Source organism: Escherichia sp. MOD1-EC5189 (assembly GCF_002966045.1).
GTDB classification, from domain to species: Bacteria; Pseudomonadota; Gammaproteobacteria; order Enterobacterales; family Enterobacteriaceae; genus Escherichia; species Escherichia coli_F.
In genome coordinates this window covers 216061-234806 of record NZ_PTRX01000004.1, presented here as the reverse complement: position 1 = coordinate 234806, position 18746 = coordinate 216061, and the positions used below count along the sequence as shown (strand labels likewise).

The window sequence follows — 18746 nt, the reverse complement described above, 5'->3', positions numbered from 1 at the left end:
CAGCAGCGTGGGAACGTTGAACAATACTCCTTGCAATGCGCGTAACAGTAAAAAAGTCACGCCCATCGCAATAATGGTCATGCCTAATGTGCGCCCGAGAGAAAAATGTTTCACCCGCCGGAAGAACGCCTCAAGACGATGATCAAGCTGCCAGTGCTCGCCCAGCTTAAACAGGCGCTCGAAAATTAACACCAATAGGGTTGTAAACAGCGTCATGTTGTCTCCTTGCTGACCAGGGCACGAAACCGTGCCCAATCAAATGCAGGACCGGGATCGGTTTTCCGATCCGGCGCAATATCACAATGGCCCGTCATGTTATTAGCGATATCTGGATAGCGATCAATCAGTGCCCGCGTAACCGTCGCAAGCTGTTGATACTGCGCATCGGTATACGCCAGCGTATCGGTGCCTTCCAGCTCAATCCCAATAGAAAAATCATTGCAGCGTTCGCGCCCCTGATACTGAGAGACTCCGGCATGCCAGGCACGTTTATCGAAAGGAACATACTGGACTATTTCACCATCGCGGCGAATCAAACAGTGAGCGGAGACGCGCAAATGGGCGATCTCAGCAAAGAAAGGATGTGCCTGCGAATCAATAGTTCCAGTGAATAATGCGTCGATCCACGGACCGCCAAACTCGCCTGGCGGCAGGCTAATATTGTGCACCACCAGCAGGGTGGGTGTTTCGTCATCCGGGCGGCAATCGTAATGTGGTGAGGGAACGCGGCGCGCGCCAACCAGCCACCCCTGTTCTAACAACATGCAGGATCTCCTTATATGTGGTGCTAATACCCGGTTCAGAGTAGCATGTTTCTACCTTATGATTCGTTAGCTATCTGGAGTTTTAACATGCCGCCTCGCCGCTATAACCCTGACACCCGACGTGACGAGCTGCTGGAACGCATTAATCTCGATATCCCCGGCGCGGTGGCCCAGGCGCTGCGGGAAGATTTAGGCGGAACAGTCGATGCCAACAATGACATTACGGCAAAACTTTTACCGGAAAACTCTCGCTCTCATGCCACAGTGATCACACGCGAGAATGGCGTATTTTGCGGCAAACGCTGGGTTGAAGAGGTGTTTATTCAACTGGCAGGCGACGATGTCACCATAATCTGGCATGTGGATGACGGCGATGTCATCAACGCCAAACAACCCTTGTTCGAACTTGAAGGCCCATCCCGCGTGCTGTTAACGGGCGAACGCACTGCACTTAATTTTGTGCAAACCCTTTCAGGGGTTGCCAGTAAGGTACGCCACTATGTCGAATTACTGGAGGGCACCAACACGCAGTTGTTGGATACGCGCAAAACCTTACCCGGCCTGCGTTCAGCTCTGAAATACGCGGTACTTTGCGGCGGCGGAGCGAATCACCGCCTGGGGCTTTCTGATGCCTTCCTGATCAAAGAAAACCATATTATTGCCTCCGGCTCAGTGCGCCAGGCGGTCGAAAAAGCGTCCTGGCTGCACCCAGATGCGCCAGTAGAAGTCGAAGTAGAGAATCTGGAAGAACTTGATGAAGCCCTGAAAGCAGGTGCCGATATCATCATGCTGGATAACTTCGAAACAGAACAGATGCGCGAAGCCGTCAAACGCACCAACGGCAAGGCGCTACTGGAAGTGTCTGGCAACGTCACTGACAAAACACTGCGCGAATTTGCCGAAACGGGTGTGGACTTTATCTCCGTCGGTGCGCTAACTAAACACGTACAGGCACTCGACCTTTCAATGCGTTTTCGCTGATTGCTGACAGATTTATCCGCTCCATCGCGGGCGGATAATCTCCCCTTTCCCAACTTTCTTCGTAACGCCTCGCAAATTTCTTGTCTTTCGCTGCAACGTAATAAAAAACTCCGGAAGCTGCTTTCCCGTTTCGTTTTTTGCCCCTCGCTTGTGCTGATGGCGTTTGCCAAAGTAGCGCCAACCAAATCAAGGAGCGAAACAAATGGACAAGCAACGCGGTTTTACACTTATCGAACTGATGGTGGTTATTGGCATCATTGCCATTTTAAGCGCCATTGGTATTCCCGCTTATCAAAACTACCTGCGCAAAGCCGCACTCACCGACATGCTACAAACCTTTGTGCCTTACCGTACCGCCGTAGAGTTGTGCGCGCTGGAACATGGTGAATTAGATACCTGCGACGGTGGCAGCAATGGCATTCCCTCGCCTACCACCACCCGCTATGTTTCAGCCATGAGTGTGGCAAAGGGCGTGGTGTCGCTGACCGGGCAAGAAAGTCTCAATGGGCTAAGCGTCGTCATGACACCGGGTTGGGATAACGCAAACGGCGTCACCGGCTGGACGCGCAACTGCAATATTCAAAGTGACAGCGCATTGCAGCAAGCCTGCGAAGATGTCTTTCGCTTTGATGACGCCAACTAAGGAGCGGCAATGAATATTCCACAGCTCACCGCCCTGTGTCTGCGTTATCAGGGAGTCTTGCTGGATGCCAGCGAAGAGGTGGTTCATGTTGCGGTGGTCGATGCCCCTTCGCATGAGCTACTGGACGCATTGCATTTCGCTACCACCAAACGTATTGAGATCACCTGCTGGACGCGCCAACAAATGGAAGGTCACGCCAGTCGCACCCAACAGACATTGCCCGTAGCTATTCATGAGAAGCATCAGCCCAAAGCAGAGTTGCTGACTCGAACGTTACAATCTGCGCTGGAACAACGCGCGTCTGATATTCATATCGAACCAGCGGACAATGCCTACCGCATCCGCTTGCGTATCGACGGTGTATTGCATCCTTTACCGGATGTTTTACCGGATGCCGGAGTCGCATTAACCGCCAGATTAAAAGTGCTGGGCAACCTGGATATTGCGGAACATCGCCTGCCGCAGGACGGGCAATTCACTGTCGAACTGGCAGGAAACGCCGTCTCATTTCGTATTGCGACCTTACCATGCCAGGGTGGTGAAAAGGTGGTATTAAGGTTGTTACAGCAGGTGAGCCAGGCACTGGATATCAACACGCTGGGGATGCAGCCGTTACAACTGGCGGACTTTGCTCATGCCTTGCAACAACCACAGGGACTGGTGCTGGTAACTGGCCCTACAGGCAGCGGCAAAACGGTCACGCTTTATAGTGCCCTGCAAACGCTAAATACCGCTGACATTAATATTTGTAGCGTCGAAGATCCGGTTGAGATCCCCATAGCCGGACTAAACCAGACGCAAATCCATCCGCGTGCCGGTCTTACCTTTCAGGGCGTTTTGCGTGCGTTATTGCGCCAGGACCCTGACGTCATCATGATCGGAGAGATCCGCGATGGCGAAACAGCAGAGATCGCTATTAAAGCGGCGCAAACCGGTCACCTGGTGTTGTCTACCCTACACACCAATTCCACCACTGAAACACTGGTACGTTTACAGCAAATGGGAGTCGCCCGCTGGATGCTCTCATCGGCGCTTACGCTGGTAATAGCCCAGCGTCTGGTACGCAAACTTTGCCCACATTGCCGCCTGCAGCAAGGGGAGCCCATCCATATTCCAGACAATGTATGGCCGTCGCCGCTGCCCCGCTGGCAAGCACCCGGTTGTGTACATTGCTACCACGGTTTTTATGGTCGCACGGCCTTATTTGAAGTTCTGCCCATAACACCGGTCATACGTCAGCTTATTTCCGCTAATACCGACGTTGAATCGCTGGAAACGCACGCCCGACAGGCGGGTATGCGAACGCTTTTTGAAAACGGCTGCCTGGCCGTGGAGCAAGGCTTAACCACCTTTGAAGAGTTAATCCGCGTATTGGGAATGCCGTATGGCGAGTAAGCAACTCTGGCGCTGGCGTGGCATAACCGGCGACGGCAATGCGCAAGATGGGATGCTATGGGCAGAGAGCCGTGCTTTGCTGCTCATAGCACTACAGCAACAGATGGTTACCCCACTTAGCCTGAAGCGAATCGCCATCAATTCTGCGCAGTGGCGAGGAGATAAAAGCGCGGAAGTCATTCATCAACTGGCGACGCTACTCAAAGCCGGGTTAACGCTTTCTGAAGGGCTGGCACTGCTGGCGGAACAGCATCCCAGTAAGCAATGGCAAGCGTTGCTGCAATCGCTGGCGCACGATCTCGAACAGGGCATTGCTTTTTCCAATGCCTTATTACCCTGGTCAGAGGTATTTCCGCCGCTCTATCAGGCAATGATCCGCACGGGGGAATTGACCGGTAAGTTAGATGAATGTTGCTTTGAACTTGCTCGACAGCAAAAAGCCCAACGTCAGTTAGCCGATAAAGTGAAATCAGCGTTGCGTTATCCCATCATCATTTTAGCGATGGCAATCATGGTGGTTGTGGCAATGCTGCATTTTGTACTGCCGGAGTTTGCTGCTATCTACAAGACCTTTAACACCCCATTACCGGCGCTAACGCAGGGGATCATGACGCTGGCAGACTTTAGTGGCGAATGGGGCTGGCTGCTGCTGTTGTTCGGCTTACTGCTGGCAATAGCCAATAAGTTGCTGGTGCGCCGCCCGACCTGGCTCATCGTGAGGCAAAAATCACTGTTACGCATCCCAATTATGGGTTCACTGATGCGAGGGCAAAAACTCACGCAGATCTTTACGATTCTGGCGCTGACACAAAGTGCAGGCATTACTTTTTTACAGGGCGTAGAGAGCGTCAGAGCAACAATGCGCTGTCCGTACTGGGAGCAACTTCTGACACAAATCCAGCACGATATCAGTAACGGTCATCCTATCTGGCTGGCGCTAAAAAATGCCGGTGAGTTTAGCCCGCTCTGTTTGCAATTAGTGAGAACAGGAGAGGTATCCGGCTCGCTGGATCTCATGTTAGACAACCTCGCCCATCATCATCGGGATAACACAATGGCGCTGGCGGATAACCTCGCAGCCTTACTGGAACCGGCGTTGCTGATCATAACGGGAGGAATTATCGGTACGCTGGTGGTGGCAATGTATTTGCCAATTTTCCATTTAGGCGATGCGATGAGTGGGATGGGATAACGCTGGCGTGTTGCTCCACGCCAGCGTTGGGAGATTACAGGTTGTTGAAGATGCGGTTTTCTTGTTCCAGCACACGGATAAATGTGGTGCGCTTGGTCAGCTCTTTCAGGCGTGAAGCCCCAACGTATGTACAAGCTGAACGCAGGCCGCCCAAAATATCACGCGCGGTATTTTCAACCGGGCCTCGCAGCGGCAGCTTAACGGTTTTACCTTCTGCTGCGCGATATTCCGCAACGCCGCCAACGTGACGTTTCATCGCAGACTCGGAGCTCATGCCGTAGAACAGCATAAATTTCTCGCCGTTCTCCTCAACGATGCGACCGCCGCTCTCTTCGTGGCCCGCCAGCATGCCGCCAAGCATGACGAAATCGGCACCGCCGCCAAAGGCTTTCGCGACATCGCCCGGCGTGGTGCAGCCACCGTCGCTGACGATCATTCCGCCCAGACCATGCGCAGCATCGGCACATTCGATCACCGCAGAAAGTTGCGGATAACCAACGCCTGTTTTGACGCGAGTTGTACAAACAGAACCTGGGCCAATGCCAACTTTAACGATATCAGCACCGGAGAGGATAAGCTCCTCACACATTTCACCAGTCACTACGTTGCCAGCACAAATGGTTTTGGTCGGCCACGCTTCACGCGCTTTCGCAACGAACTGCACGAAGTGTTCAGAATAACCATTCGCCACATCAATACAAACGAAGTTTAATGCCGGGTTCAGGTCGAGAATCTGTTTAGTTTTTTCGAAATCCGCATCAGACGTACCGGTAGAAACCATCACATGTTTCAGCACATCAGCGGAAGAATTGTTGATAAACGCTTGCCACTCTTCGACAGAATAGTGTTTATGCACAGCAGTCAGAATATCAAAAGAAGCCAGCGCAGAGGCCATAGAAAATGTGCCTACGGTGTCCATATTTGCGGCGATAATCGGCACGCCGGACCAGCTCTGACCTGAATGTTTGAAGGTGAATTGACGTTCCAGTTCAACATCGGAACGGCTTTTAAGAGTGGAGCGTTTAGGGCGGATGAGAACGTCTTTAAAACCTAACTTCAGATCTTCTTCAATACGCATGTGCGGATTCCTGGGGTTAATGGCTATAAGGGTAAGAGCGCAACTCCAGTGACGCTATCATACGCACTAATCAATGCGGCGCAAGACTGCGAAATTGTCTTTTTTTACGCTACAATCCCATAAATTTACCTGGTAAATAGTGAGCGAACGTTTCATCAATTTCGCTTTCGTGCGCTCATTTTTAACGTTTTGATAATCATGATGAATTCCCGGGAATATAATTTATGAGGTATATAGTTGCCTTAACGGGAGGCATTGGCAGTGGCAAGAGTACCGTTGCCAATGCGTTTGCTGACCTCGGAATTAACGTCATTGATGCCGATATTATTGCGCGTCAGGTGGTTGAACCAGGTGCACCTGCGCTACAAGCCATTGCTGAACACTTTGGTGCTGACATGATTGCTGCTGATGGAACATTGCAGCGCCGGGCCTTGCGCGAGCGGATCTTCGCCAACCCGGAAGAGAAAAACTGGCTTAACGCCCTGCTGCATCCGCTGATTCAGCAAGAGACGCAACACCAGATCCAGCAAGCATCTTCCCCCTATGTACTTTGGGTTGTGCCATTGCTGGTAGAAAACTCATTGTATAAAAAAGCGAATCGAGTGCTGGTGGTGGATGTCAGCCCAGAAACGCAACTTAAACGCACCATGCAGCGCGATGATGTCACTCGCGAGCATGTTGAACAAATTCTTGCTGCTCAGGCACCGCGCGAAGCCCGCCTTGCCGTGGCAGATGACGTCATTGATAATAACGGCGCACCGGATGCTATCGCATCGGATGTTGCCCGCCTGCACGCACACTATTTGCAACTTGCGTCGCAGTTTGTCTCACAGGAAAAACCGTAATGCAGACCCAGGTCCTTTTTGAACATCCACTAAATGAAAAAATGCGTACATGGCTGCGCATTGAGTTTTTAATTCAACAACTCACCGTAAATTTGCCCGTCGTTGACTACGCTGGCGCTCTGCATTTCTTCCGCAATGTCAGTGAATTGCTGGATGTTTTCGAGCGCGGCGAAGTCCGTACTGAGCTGTTGAAAGAACTTGACCGCCAGCAGCGCAAACTCCAGACCTGGATTGGCGTGCCTGGCGTTGACCAGAGCCGCATTGAAGCATTAATTCAGCAGTTAAAAGCGGCGGGTAGCGTGTTAATATCCGCGCCGCGTATCGGGCAATTTCTGCGTGAAGATCGTTTGATTGCTCTGGTGCGTCAGCGACTGAGCATCCCAGGCGGCTGTTGTAGCTTTGATTTACCTACATTGCACATTTGGCTGCATCTACCCCAGGCGCAGCGCGACAGCCAGGTAGAAACCTGGATTGCCAGCCTGAACCCGCTCACCCAGGCACTTACCATGGTGCTGGATTTAATTCGCCAGTCGGCCCCCTTCCGTAAACAAACCAGCCTGAATGGTTTTTATCAGGATAACGGTGGCGATGCCGACTTGCTGCGCCTGAATCTGTCACTCGATTCACAGCTTTATCCGCAAATTTCCGGTCATAAGAGCCGTTTTGCCATTCGTTTTATGCCGCTGGACAGTGAAAACGGACAGGTACCGGAACGTCTGGATTTCGAACTGGCCTGTTGCTAAGGAGTAAAAATGTCAGAAACTATTACGGTGAATTGCCCAACCTGCGGGAAAACGGTGGTGTGGGGTGAAATCAGCCCGTTTCGGCCATTTTGCTCCAAACGTTGTCAGCTGATCGACCTCGGAGAATGGGCTGCTGAAGAAAAACGAATCCCCAGCAGTGGCGATCTTTCCGAAAGCGATGACTGGAGCGAAGAGCCAAAGCAGTGACATTTTATCTGATGCGACGCTGGCCTGATAAGACGCGGGCAGCGTCGCATCAGGCATCGTGTGCAAATGTCGGATGCGGCGGGAACGCCTTATCCGACCTACAAGACCTTACATGTCAACGTGTTAAAATTGTAGATACTGCTAAGACGCGCCAGCGTCGCATCGGGCATCTTGTGCAAATGTTGGATGCGGCATAAACGCCTATCCGACATACACACGCTTAAGCTTCGCAAGTACCGGTTCATTGGCTGGCGGAAAATCATCGGCATTCAGACCAACCAGCGACATCCACTCACCGGGTTGCCCTTCTTTACCCCACGGCTCCCCTTCCCAGCTTTCGACCAGCCAGAACCACAGAGTTATATGCCTGTCCGGGAATTCATATTCCAGTTTTTCAAATAGCGAAAAATGTTGTGGGGTAATCCCGACCTCTTCCTGAAGTTCACGCACCACCGCCTGTTCCGGCGTTTCGCCCATTTCAATTTTACCGCCGGGAAACTCCAGTTTATTCGCCATGTGCGCATCTGCTGCGCGACGCGTTATAAAGATTTTATTGTTCTCGTTGCGAATAATACCTACCGCAATTTGCAGCTTTTTCATTGTCTTAAACCTATAAAAAAGGCGCAGAATCCTGCGCCTTTTACTTCAACTGTTAGCTTTATTGCAGGCGACCGTGGCACTGCTTGTATTTTTTACCAGAACCGCACGGGCAAGGATCATTACGTCCAACTTTGCGTTCACCGGTTTGTGCCGCCAGTGCAGCTGCGGCTGCAGAGTCGTCATCCTGATGGCTAAGCTGCTGCATTTGCGCTAAACGCTCGGCTTCCATACGACGCTGTTGTTCCAGCTCCTCAACCTCTTCAGGCATACGTACCTGAACTTTGCTCAGCGTGCTGATGACTTCATATTTCAGCGACTCCAGCATCGCTGCAAACATGGAGAACGATTCACGTTTGTATTCCTGCTTCGGATCTTTCTGTGCATAGCCACGCAGGTGGATACCTTGACGCAGATAATCCATCGCCGCCAGGTGCTCTTTCCACAGGGAGTCAAGCGTTTGCAGCATGACGCCTTTCTCGAAGTGACGCATCATCTCAGCGCCAACCACTTCTTCTTTACGCTGATACACTTCGATGGACTGCGCCAGAATACGCTCACGCAGCGTCTCTTCATGCAGTTCTGGCTCTTTGTCCAGCCACTCGGCAATCGGCAAATCGAGGTCGAAATCGTTCTTCAGACGTTCCTGCAGCCCCGGAATATCCCACATTTCTTCCAGCGACTGCGGCGGAATGTAGGCATCGATGGTCGCTTTGAACACATCTTCACGAATGCTGTTGATGGTATCGCTCACATCGCTGACATCCAGCAGTTCATTACGCTGGGAGTAAATAGCGCGACGCTGATCGTTAGCCACGTCATCATATTCCAGCAGTTGCTTACGAATATCGAAGTTACGGCTTTCAACTTTACGCTGAGCGTTGGCAATCGCTTTGGTCACCCACGGGTGCTCGATGGCTTCGCCTGGTTTCATACCCAGTTTACGCATCATGCCGGAAACACGGTCAGAAGCAAAAATACGCATCAGCGCATCTTCCATCGACAGGTAGAAACGGGAAGAACCGGCATCCCCCTGGCGCCCAGAACGACCGCGTAGCTGGTTATCGATACGACGAGATTCGTGACGTTCTGTACCGATGATATGCAGACCACCTGCAGCCAGTACCGCATCGTGACGCACCTGCCAGTCGGCTTTGATTTTTTCAATTTGCTCTGCGGTCGGATTTTCCAGCGCGGCAACTTCTGCCTGCCAGCTACCACCGAGCACAATATCTGTACCACGACCCGCCATGTTAGTCGCGATAGTCACCGCCGCCGGATAACCCGCTTGTGCAACAATCGCTGCTTCGTTAGCGTGGAATTTGGCGTTCAGAACGTTGTGTTTGATACCGGCTTTGGTCAGCTCGTTTGACACCAATTCCGATTTTTCGATGGAGATAGTACCCACCAGCACTGGCTGGCCCTTCGCAGTACGCTCTTTGATATCTTCGATGATCGCCTGGATTTTTTCCGCTTCAGTCATATAGACCAGATCTGGCAGATCTTTACGAATCATCGGACGGTTGGTTGGAACAACAACGGTATCCAGCTTGTAGATTGAGCTAAATTCGAAAGCTTCGGTATCAGCAGTACCGGTCATGCCCGCCAGTTTTTCATACAAACGGAAGTAGTTCTGGAAGGTGATCGACGCCAGCGTCTGGTTTTCGTTCTGGATCTGTACACCTTCTTTCGCTTCCACTGCCTGATGCAGGCCATCGGACCAGCGACGTCCCTGCATGGTACGACCGGTGTGTTCATCAACGATGATAACTTCACCATCTTTAACGATGTAGTCTACGTCACGGGTAAACAGTGCGTGAGCACGCAGCGCCGCGGTTACGTGGTGCATCAGCATAATATTAGCCGGAGAGTACAGCGACTCACCTTCATCCATGATGCCTTCTTTCACCAGCAGCTCTTCGATCAGCACCAGACCACGTTCAGTCAAGTTCACCTGGCGAGATTTTTCATCCACCGAGAAGTGGCCTTCGCCCTGGAAGGTTTCGGAGTCTTCTTTTTCCTGACGAATCAGGTGCGGAATGATTTTGTTCACGCGTTTATACATTTCCGAGCTGTCTTCAGCCGGGCCGGAAATGATCAGCGGTGTACGCGCTTCATCGATCAGGATGGAGTCCACTTCGTCCACCAGCGCATAGTGCAGTTTACGTTGTACACGTTCTTCAGGGCTGAATGCCATGTTGTCGCGCAGGTAGTCAAAGCCGTATTCGTTGTTTGTACCGTAAGTGATGTCAGCTGCGTAAGCTTCGCGCTTTGCCGGTGCTGGCATGCCCGGCAGGTTGATGCCGACTGTCAGGCCGAGGAATTCAAACAACGGACGGTTGTTTTCGGCGTCACGTTGCGCCAGGTAATCGTTGACGGTAACAACGTGTACCCCCTTACCGGTTAATGCGTTCAGGTAAGCAGGCAGCGTTGCGGTTAGGGTTTTACCTTCCCCGGTACGCATTTCTGCGATGCAACGTTCATTAAGAACCATACCACCGAGCAACTGAACGTCGAAGTGACGCATGCCAAAGACGCGCTTACTTGCTTCACGCACCACGGCAAAAGCTTCCGGAATCAGATTTTCCAGCACCTCACCTTTTTCCAGGCGTGCACGAAACTCTGCAGTTTTCCCTTTAAGTTCTTCGTCGGAGAGTTTTTCCATCTCCGGTTCCATGGCATTGATAATGTTGACGACTTTGCGCATCCGGCGCAGGGTGCGATCGTTACGACTACCGAAAACTTTAGTTAATAATTTGATTAGCATAATAAAATCTCAAACGCCCCGTGTTGCGGAGTCAATAAAATGAAATAAAGGTTTATTGTTGTTAGCTGAGGCGTTGAGGGCCAGCACGGATACCTTGCGCCTGGCGTATCCAGACGAGCGTGCTGAATTTTGCTTGTGGGGTAAAATGCGCATAATCAATGCGATAACCCTTTTCAGACGGCGTGCCTTCCTGGGTCAGCAGCGCGCTGAGCGTATCCAGTAATGCAAGATGTTGCGCCTGAAGAGGCAAAGATTCTTCAGCAACGGGCAGCGTTTGCGGTGCCATTGCGAAGGAAAGATGACGGATTACCGTGCGAATGGCATGTTGATGCCAGTAATCAACGGAATAGTTCGAATTCGGGCGGCGCGTGTTCGCTTCCAGCAAGGCCAATTGACCAAAGTTAACTTTGGCTGAAGGCTCGTGGTTGCGGGTTGTCGCTTTTGCGGGCGCGTTTGGTTCGGCGGCGTTGCTGAGCGCAGGCAAACCTAAACTCGCCGCGACCATCCCTAATAAGAGATGCGGCCAGAAGTAGCGTTTTCCAAACTGTCGCCAGCGCGTCAGTATTCCACTCACGTTATTGCCATCCCGATCGTATTCAAACGTATTTAGCGCACAAATCTTATCATTAAAGCCTGAAGTCCACAGCACGAATGAAGATAAGTTGTGCGTAAAAGTGCTTAAGAAAACAGCGTTCGCACCGTTTTTTATCGTTCTTATAAAATTCAAAAAAAAACGACTGGTTCACCTGGCCGGAGAGAGTGCCAGATTTGCCAGTCGAATTTTATACGACAGTATAAATGTCGTTATGCCAGTACGGCTGAAGGCGCTTTGAAGGCCAACGGCAGTTCTGCGTCGTCCTGGAAGGTCACATATTCCCAGGCTTCCTGTTTTGCAAGGACAGCCTGCAGCAGTTTGTTATTCAGTGCATGACCAGATTTATAAGCGGTAAATGCACCAATAATATTGTGACCACACATGAACAAGTCACCGATCGCATCGAGCATTTTGTGACGCACAAATTCGTCTTCAAAACGCAGGCCGTCTTCGTTCAGTACGCGATAATCGTCAACAACGATGGCACAATCGAAGCTGCCGCCCAGGCACAAACCACGGGACTGCAGATATTCGATATCACGCATGAAACCGAACGTACGCGCACGGCTGATCTGGCGCATAAACGCATCAGCGGAGAAGTTCATCGCATAGCGCTGGTTGCTAGAATCAATAGCCGGATGGTTAAAATCGATGGTGAAATCCAGCGAAAAACCATTGTACGGCTTAAATTCAGCCCACTTATCACCATCTTCGACACGAACAGTCTCTTTGATGCGAACAAATTTCTTGGCGCAGTTCAACTCGTCGATACCGGCGTCAAGCAGCAGGTATACAAACGGAGCGGCGCTGCCGTCCATGATCGGGATTTCCGGCGCGTTAACTTCGATAACAATGTTATCGATGCCGAGGCCCGCGAGAGCAGCATTGAGGTGCTCTACGGTTGAAATCCGTACATCATGCTCGTTGACCAGACACGTACAGAGCATGGTATCACGCACAGATTTGGCATCGGCCGGGAAATCTACCGGTGGATTCAAGTCGGTGCGACGATAGATGACCCCGGTGTTGGCCGGCGCAGGGCGTAACGTCAGGGTGACTTTCTTGCCGGTATGTAAACCGACACCCGTCGCCTGAACGATACGTTTAAGTGTCCTTTGTTTGATCATCGTATTATCTCGCCAAATTACCTATCCAACCGAAGTGTACTATACATTCGGCGGGCCAGTTTAGCACAAAGAGCCTCGAAACCCAAATTCCAGTCAATTCTTAATCAGCTTGCTTACGCAGGAATGCTGGGATATCCAGATAATCCGGCTCTTTCGCAGTTTGCGGCGCATTGTCATTCACGACTTTAGCAACCGGCTTCTGCTCCTGGGTCAGCGGAGCCATCCCGTGCTGCTGGTAGCGATCCATCACTGGCTGCTGAACCTGCTTATTGGTCACCAGAGTGATTTCAGGACGTTTGTCCATACCGATACCTGTCGCAACAACAGTTACGCGCAGCTCATCATTCATATCCGGGTCAAGAGAAGTACCGATAACGACAGTTGCGTTGTCGGATGCAAATGCACGGATGGTGTTACCTACCGTTTCGAACTCATCCAGACGCAGGTCGAAGCCCGCCGTGATGTTAACCAGCACGCCGCGCGCGCCAGACAGATCGATATCTTCCAGCAGCGGAGAGGAAATAGCCATTTCAGCAGCTTCTTCCGCACGGTCTTCGCCGCTCGCCACACCAGAACCCATCATTGCGTAGCCCATTTCAGACATTACGGTACGTACGTCTGCAAAGTCCACGTTCATCAGGCCTGGACGAGTAATCAGTTCAGCGATACCTTGCACAGCACCTTTCAGTACATCGTTCGCTGCGCCAAATGCATCCAGCAGGGAGATACCGCGGCCCAAGACTTTCAGCAGTTTGTCGTTAGGGATAGTGATCAGAGAGTCCACATGCTTGGACAGTTCAGTGATCCCCTGCTCAGCGAATGCCATACGCTTCTTGCCTTCAAAGTTGAAAGGCTTAGTCACGACAGCAACGGTCAGGATCCCCAAATCTTTTGCCACTTCAGCGACAACTGGTGCTGCACCAGTACCGGTACCACCACCCATACCCGCAGCAATAAAGACCATGTCTGCACCTTCCAGCGCCGCACGCAGTGCATCGCGATCCTCATCAGCCGCATTACGGCCAACTTCTGGATTTGCGCCAGCTCCCAGTCCTTTGGTGATACCGCTACCGATTTGAATCGTCTGTCCAACCGCTGTTTTACGCAGCGCTTGTGCATCGGTATTTACCGCGAAGAATTCAACACCTTCAATGCGCTCGCGCACCATGTGTTCAACAGCATTACCGCCGCCGCCGCCGACGCCGATGACTTTAATCACCGCGTCATTGGTAAGTTCCATTGGTTCAAACATAGTTTCTCTCCGATTTGTGCCTGTCGCCTGAGGCCGTAATTATCGTCGACCTCATAAAAATTAAAACTCTTTTCGCAGCCAACTATTGAGTCGCTTGATCCACGAGCCAACTGATGCTGTAACACGTTTTTCTACTTCAGCTTCACCGTTAAGATGTGACTCTTTCCCGTAGTGAAGCAATCCCACCGCCGTCGAATAATACGGCTCCTGAGCATAATCCGTTAAACCGGTAATGTTCAGCGGCGCGCCGATGCGCACCTGCGTATGAAACACGCGCTGAGCACAAGCTGCAAGCCCTTCAATCTGCGCTGCGCCACCGGTTAATACAATGCCTGCCGCCAGGTGATGTTTAACCCCTTGTTGGCGAAGCTTTTCCTGCAACTGCAATATCTCTTCGTTGACCAGGTTGAGCAGCTCGGTATAGCGCGGCTCGATCACCTCTGCCAGGGTCTGACGTTGCAGACTCCGCGGTGGACGACCGCCTACGCTCGGCACTTCCACGCTCTCATCTTTTCCAACGATGGAACCCAGCGCACAACCGTGGCGAACTTTAATCGCTTCGGCGTCGCTTGGCGGCGTGCCAAAGGCGTAAGCGATATCACTGGTCACGACATTGCCAGCATAAGGAATTACCTTAGTGTGGCGCAATGCCCCACCGGTATAAACGGCGATATCCATTGTACCACCACCGATATCGACGACGCAGACACCCAGTTCACGTTCATCTTCCGTCAATACCGAATAACTTGATGCCAGTCCGGCAAATATCAGTTGGTCAACTTTCAGCCCACAACGTTCAACCGCTTTGACGATGTTTTTCGCCATATCGTTGTGACATGTGATCAGGTGCACTTTTGCCTGCATCCGCACGCCCGAAAGTCCTACCGGATTCTTGATCCCTTCCTGATAGTCAATCGCATACTCTTGCGGGATCACATGCAGCACACGATGCTCATCGCGCACACGCACCGATTTCGCGGTATGGACGACGTTTTCCACATCTTCTTGCGTCACTTCTTCTTCAGAAATAGGCACCATACCAATTTCATTCTGGCAGCTGATGTGCTTACCAGAAAGCGCCAGATATACCGAAGAGATCTGACAATCTGCCATCAATTCTGCCTGGTCAATGGCGCGTTGTACGCACTTGACCACGGATTCGAGGTCGTTCACCCCGCCTTTATCCATACCACGCGACGGGCAGCTGCCCACGCCAATGATATTGACCATACCGTCGGGCAGAACTTCCCCTACTAAAGCGGCAACCTTCGCGGTACCAATCTCCAGTCCTACTACCAGTTTTCTGTCCGTCGCCTTGATCATTGTTGTTCTGCCTGTGCCTGATTTTGTTGCTGAGTAGATTCCTCTGGCGGCAAGGGCGCCCAGCCTACTGCCGCTCCAGAGTCATAACGCAAATCAACGTAGCTAATCCGTTTGCCATCGGTTTGCGCCTGCTGCTGTAAAACCGGATAAAGTTCTACAAAGCGAGCCAAACGTTTCATCGTATCGCCCCGGCCAAGATTGAGCTTAATATCGTTATTCAGCGTCAACTGCCAGGAACGCCGCGCGGTCATCGCCGCTTCCTTCAGAGTAAATCTGTCCTTTGCCAGCATCTGCCCCATTTCGCGATAGCCCTGCAACACTTCATTGGCGCTGCCTTCCGGGCCATACAGCATTGGAAGCACCTGCTTGCTGGTGCGATCTGGCGGCACGCTGAAAGTGTTTCCTTCCGCGTCTACCATATGTTGATCATTCCACCGCGCAATCGGCACATATTCAACCAGATGAATCTTCAATTCATCAGGCCACTGCTTTCTGACGCTCACCTGCTTAATCCACGGCAGGCGTTGTTCTATTTGCGTCTGGATGATGTTGACATCCTGGGTCATAAAGGTACCTGGCTCACCCAATGCCAGGATCGACTGCCGGATATCGTCATTACGCGTGTAATGGCGTTCACCGGTCAACACCAGCTTTGAAAGCGGCAGGCGTTGCGCATCTTCCATCCAGCCCAACACGACCCAGCCGCTCACCAACACTGTCGTTAAAACGGTCAGCAGGAAAAGGATCCCCGCCAGACGCGTTCCATTATTGCGGCGCGAAGAAACCTCTTCTTCGCTGTTTCGCGTGTTCAGAGCAGCCTGCGACATATTAGTCCGCCAGTTCCAGAATTCGTACTACCAACTGCGAGAAGCTCATACCTGCCTGACGTGCCGCCATCGGCACCAGGCTGTGGCTGGTCATACCCGGTGAGGTATTGGCTTCCAGCAGATAAAACTGTCCATCGCTGTCCAGCATAACGTCAATACGTCCCCATCCTTTGCAACCTAACGTCGTCCATGCTTTCAGCACTAATGCCTGCAAATTGGCCTCTTGTGACGCTTCCAGACCTGCGGGGCAGAAATACTGTGTCTCATCAGAGAGATACTTCGCCTCATAATCATAGAAGGTTCCGGCCGGTTGAATACGTATTGACGGTAAAATTTCTTCACCAAGTATCGCAACCGTGAACTCCGGCCCACTTAGCCATTTTTCAATCAATACTTCTTCATCGTGCTGAAATGCCAATCTTAATGCATCTTGTAGAGCATTTTCTGCTACTACTTTTGACATTCCCACGCTGGAACCTTCGCGACTCGGCTTAACGATAACCGGCAAACCTAAGGCAGAAATTTCTGCTAACTGCTTATCGCTCAGGCCTTTTTCAAACTCTGAGCGGGTTAACGCAACCCACGGCGCTACGGGTAAACCTGCACCCTGCCACAGCAGTTTGCTGCGTAGTTTATCCATTGAAAGCGCAGATGCCATTACTCCGCTGCCGGTATAAGGCAAGCCCATCAGCTCGAGCATACCCTGCAGCGTGCCATCTTCACCGCCGCGACCATGTAGCGCGATAAACACTTTCTGAAAGCCCATCGACTTCAGTTGCGTCACATCGACTTCTTTCGGGTCGACAGGATACGCGTCAATACCGCCTTCACGCAGCCCGGCTAACACCGCTGCACCAGAATTCAGAGAAACTTCCCGCTCAGCGGAGGTCCCGCCCAACAGGACCGCGATTTTATCAGTCATGTTGTTCTTCCTCCGGAGTTTGCGGCTTCAGTTTGATTTCAGCTAAAGAACGGGCAATTTTTCCGATATTACCAGCCCCCTGAACGAGAATCAGGTCGTTACCGGTTAATACCGGTGCCAGCATCTCGGCTACCTGCGCCGGGTCCGGCACCAGAATGGGATCAATTTTCCCACGTCCACGAATTGTGCGACACAGCGAACGGCTGTCCGCTCCCGGAATTGGCGCTTCGCCAGCCGGATACACTTCCAGCATCAACAGGGTATCAACCTGCGTCAGCACATTGGCGAAATCATCATACAGGTCACGCGTACGGGTAAAACGGTGCGGCTGAAACAGCATTACCAGATTTTTATCCGGCCAGCCTGCACGCGCCGCTTTAATGGTGGCATCCACTTCGGTCGGATGGTGACCGTAGTCATCAACCAGCATTGCCGTACCGCTTTTACCATTCACTGGCTCCAGCGGAAATTCACCGAGGAAATCAAAACGACGGCCTGTCCCCTGGAAACTCTCCAGCGCACGCAAAATAGCCTCGTCGTCAATCCCCTCTTCCGTGGCAACCGCAACCGCAGCTGCGGCATTCAGCGCGTTATGACGGCCTGGCGCATTCAGGGTAACGCGCATCGGCTCTTTGTCCTGGCGCAGCAGCGTAAAGTGCCCCTGCGGACCAATCTGCTGATAATCTTCTACACGCACGTCGGCATCTTCGCTGAATCCGTAAGTCGTGGTCTGACGCCCCACACGCGGTAACAATTCGCGGATCACCGGATCATCAACACACATCACCGCACGACCGTAAAACGGCAGGTTGTGCAGAAAATTAATAAAGGTCTGTTTTAAATTCTCAAAGTCGCCCTGGTAGGTATCCATGTGGTCGGCTTCGATATTAGTGACAATCGCCACCATCGGTTGCAGATGCAGGAACGATGCATCGCTCTCATCTGCTTCGGCAATCAGGTACCGACCATGCCCCAAACGCGCATGAACGCCCGCCGCTTTTACCAGCCCACCGTTAACGAAGGTTGGGTCGAGTCCCGCTTCTGCGTAGATGCTGGAAACCATCGCAGTGGTTGTCGTTTTGCCGTGCGTTCCGGCAATGGCGATGCCATGACGAAAACGCATTAACTCAGCTAGCATTTCGGCACGACGGATCACCGGAATACGCGCTTCATGAGCTGCGACAATTTCCGGGTTATCGGCAGAAATCGCGCTGGAAACAACGACCACGCTGGCATCACGTACGTTCTCCGGGCGATGGTTGAAATAAATCGTCGCCCCAAGATTCATTAACTGCTGCGTGACCGGATTTGGCGCTAAATCGGAACCACTGATCTGATAACCTTCATTGGCCAGAACTTCGGCAATACCGCCCATACCGGCACCACCGATGCCGACAAAATGTATGTGCCGAACGCGACGCATTTCGGGCACGATGGAACGCAGTTTTGCCAATTGTTGTGTATTCATTCTTTACGCCATTAACTTCT

General features: G+C 51.9%; 20 protein-coding genes. 7 read left to right on the top strand and 13 right to left on the bottom strand.

Annotation, left to right across the window (positions count from 1 at the left end; genetic code table 11):
• A partial coding sequence (ampE, locus tag ATB02_RS05295) for a regulatory signaling modulator protein AmpE (protein WP_123059829.1) occupies nucleotides 1-216 on the bottom strand: 216 nt, incomplete at its 3' end.
• The gene (gene ampD, locus ATB02_RS05290) at nucleotides 213-764 is read right to left on the bottom strand and encodes a 1,6-anhydro-N-acetylmuramyl-L-alanine amidase AmpD (protein ID WP_105271200.1); all 552 of its coding nucleotides are present in this window, start codon (nucleotides 762-764) and stop codon (nucleotides 213-215) included. The genes ampD and ampE, both read right to left, overlap by 4 nt.
• Nucleotides 765-851: 87 nt before the next feature.
• On the opposite strand from ampD, the gene nadC reads away from it, so the two are divergent.
• The 4 genes from nadC (at nucleotide 852) to hofC (ending at nucleotide 4975) form a co-directional block, all read left to right on the top strand.
• The gene (nadC, locus tag ATB02_RS05285) at nucleotides 852-1745 is read left to right on the top strand and encodes a carboxylating nicotinate-nucleotide diphosphorylase (protein ID WP_032183211.1); all 894 of its coding nucleotides are present in this window, start codon (nucleotides 852-854) and stop codon (nucleotides 1743-1745) included.
• Nucleotides 1746-1947: 202 nt separating this feature from the next.
• Nucleotides 1948-2388 carry a prepilin peptidase-dependent pilin gene (gene ppdD / locus ATB02_RS05275; protein ID WP_105271199.1) on the top strand — a complete coding sequence of 147 codons (441 nt, stop codon included), beginning with the start codon at nucleotides 1948-1950 and terminating at the stop codon, nucleotides 2386-2388.
• 9 nt (nucleotides 2389-2397) lie between these two features.
• Nucleotides 2398-3783 carry a type II secretion system protein GspE gene (gene gspE / locus ATB02_RS05270; protein ID WP_001025164.1) on the top strand — a complete coding sequence of 462 codons (1386 nt, stop codon included), beginning with the start codon at nucleotides 2398-2400 and terminating at the stop codon, nucleotides 3781-3783.
• Nucleotides 3773-4975, top strand: a complete 1203-nt coding sequence (hofC, locus tag ATB02_RS05265) for a protein transport protein HofC (protein ID WP_105271198.1) — start codon at nucleotides 3773-3775, stop codon at nucleotides 4973-4975. The genes gspE and hofC overlap by 11 nt, the downstream gene beginning before the upstream one ends.
• A gap of 34 nt (nucleotides 4976-5009) precedes the next feature.
• On the opposite strand, the gene guaC is transcribed toward hofC, so the two are convergent.
• Both guaC and ATB02_RS26440 read right to left on the bottom strand, forming a co-directional pair.
• Nucleotides 5010-6053, bottom strand: coding sequence for a GMP reductase (gene guaC / locus ATB02_RS05260; RefSeq protein WP_001217337.1), 1044 nt, complete (start codon nucleotides 6051-6053; stop codon nucleotides 5010-5012).
• A gap of 155 nt (nucleotides 6054-6208) precedes the next feature.
• The gene (locus ATB02_RS26440) at nucleotides 6209-6253 is read right to left on the bottom strand and encodes a protein YacM (protein ID WP_120795372.1); all 45 of its coding nucleotides are present in this window, start codon (nucleotides 6251-6253) and stop codon (nucleotides 6209-6211) included.
• Nucleotides 6254-6277: 24 nt separating this feature from the next.
• Between ATB02_RS26440 and coaE the strand changes: the two genes are divergently transcribed.
• From coaE to yacG, 3 genes are read left to right on the top strand one after another with little or no spacing between them, the layout of a single operon-like run.
• The gene (gene coaE, locus ATB02_RS05255; RefSeq protein WP_105271197.1) at nucleotides 6278-6898 is read left to right on the top strand and encodes a dephospho-CoA kinase; all 621 of its coding nucleotides are present in this window, start codon (nucleotides 6278-6280) and stop codon (nucleotides 6896-6898) included.
• Entirely contained in the window at nucleotides 6898-7641 is a 744-nt protein-coding gene (zapD, locus tag ATB02_RS05250) for a cell division protein ZapD (RefSeq protein WP_001194743.1), read from the top strand. Before coaE ends, zapD begins: the two co-directional genes overlap by 1 nt.
• Nucleotides 7642-7650: 9 nt before the next feature.
• Nucleotides 7651-7848 (top strand): DNA gyrase inhibitor YacG, encoded by a 198-nt coding sequence (yacG, locus tag ATB02_RS05245; protein WP_000005042.1) that lies wholly within the window; start codon nucleotides 7651-7653, stop codon nucleotides 7846-7848.
• Nucleotides 7849-8049: 201 nt separating this feature from the next.
• On the opposite strand, the gene mutT is transcribed toward yacG, so the two are convergent.
• The 9 genes from mutT to murC form a co-directional block, all read right to left on the bottom strand.
• Entirely contained in the window at nucleotides 8050-8448 is a 399-nt protein-coding gene (mutT, locus tag ATB02_RS05240) for an 8-oxo-dGTP diphosphatase MutT (protein WP_105271196.1), read from the bottom strand.
• 58 nt (nucleotides 8449-8506) lie between these two features.
• Nucleotides 8507-11212, bottom strand: coding sequence for a preprotein translocase subunit SecA (secA, locus tag ATB02_RS05235; protein ID WP_000905777.1), 2706 nt, complete (start codon nucleotides 11210-11212; stop codon nucleotides 8507-8509).
• Nucleotides 11213-11273: 61 nt separating this feature from the next.
• Nucleotides 11274-11786: a secA translation cis-regulator SecM gene (gene secM / locus ATB02_RS05230; RefSeq protein WP_105271195.1), complete on the bottom strand. Its 513-nt coding sequence runs from the start codon at nucleotides 11784-11786 to the stop codon at nucleotides 11274-11276.
• A 230-nt stretch (nucleotides 11787-12016) separates the two neighbouring features.
• Nucleotides 12017-12934, bottom strand: coding sequence for a UDP-3-O-acyl-N-acetylglucosamine deacetylase (gene lpxC, locus ATB02_RS05225; RefSeq protein ID WP_000595482.1), 918 nt, complete (start codon nucleotides 12932-12934; stop codon nucleotides 12017-12019).
• Nucleotides 12935-13034: 100 nt separating this feature from the next.
• Nucleotides 13035-14186 carry a cell division protein FtsZ gene (ftsZ, locus tag ATB02_RS05220; protein ID WP_000462776.1) on the bottom strand — a complete coding sequence of 384 codons (1152 nt, stop codon included), beginning with the start codon at nucleotides 14184-14186 and terminating at the stop codon, nucleotides 13035-13037.
• Between the two features lie 60 nt (nucleotides 14187-14246).
• Nucleotides 14247-15509 carry a cell division protein FtsA gene (gene ftsA / locus ATB02_RS05215; RefSeq protein WP_000588474.1) on the bottom strand — a complete coding sequence of 421 codons (1263 nt, stop codon included), beginning with the start codon at nucleotides 15507-15509 and terminating at the stop codon, nucleotides 14247-14249.
• The gene (ftsQ, locus tag ATB02_RS05210) at nucleotides 15506-16336 is read right to left on the bottom strand and encodes a cell division protein FtsQ (RefSeq protein ID WP_000075744.1); all 831 of its coding nucleotides are present in this window, start codon (nucleotides 16334-16336) and stop codon (nucleotides 15506-15508) included. Before ftsQ ends, ftsA begins: the two co-directional genes overlap by 4 nt.
• Nucleotide 16337: 1 nt before the next feature.
• Nucleotides 16338-17258, bottom strand: a complete 921-nt coding sequence (gene ddlB / locus ATB02_RS05205) for a D-alanine--D-alanine ligase (RefSeq protein ID WP_105271194.1) — start codon at nucleotides 17256-17258, stop codon at nucleotides 16338-16340.
• Nucleotides 17251-18726, bottom strand: coding sequence for a UDP-N-acetylmuramate--L-alanine ligase (murC, locus tag ATB02_RS05200; RefSeq protein WP_001096048.1), 1476 nt, complete (start codon nucleotides 18724-18726; stop codon nucleotides 17251-17253). Before murC ends, ddlB begins: the two co-directional genes overlap by 8 nt.
• Nucleotides 18727-18746: the final 20 nt, after the last annotated feature.